The sequence below is a fragment of the Colwellia sp. BRX10-4 genome (genome assembly GCF_014077465.1).
Taxonomy (GTDB): domain Bacteria; phylum Pseudomonadota; class Gammaproteobacteria; order Enterobacterales; family Alteromonadaceae; genus Colwellia_A.
Map to the genome: position 1 here is coordinate 1 of NZ_JACGVZ010000155.1, position 245 is coordinate 245.

The following is a 245-nucleotide window of genomic DNA, read 5'->3' on the forward strand; positions in this document are numbered from 1 at the left end:
ACCAAAGAGCAGGAACTAGCACGTGAAAATAAAGAGCTTAAGGAGGAGCTGTTTATTCTAAAAAAGTGGCAACGGTTTCTTGCCGAGGAGCATCAAGCCGATATCGATTCATCGAAAAACTCAGACCCGACATAAAGGTCAAAAGGTTACTGAAATTTTTTGATGTGTCTAAAAGTGGCTATTACGATTGGCGCGAGCGTCAACCCAGTGCCCGTGCGATAGAAGATGTTGAACTTAAACAGAAA

The 245-nt window shown here is 42.4% G+C and carries 1 pseudogene; it reads left to right on the top strand.

Annotation, left to right across the window (positions count from 1 at the left end):
• Positions 1 to 245 (top strand): annotated as a pseudogene (locus H4J67_RS20200) (IS3 family transposase); the annotation flags it as partial.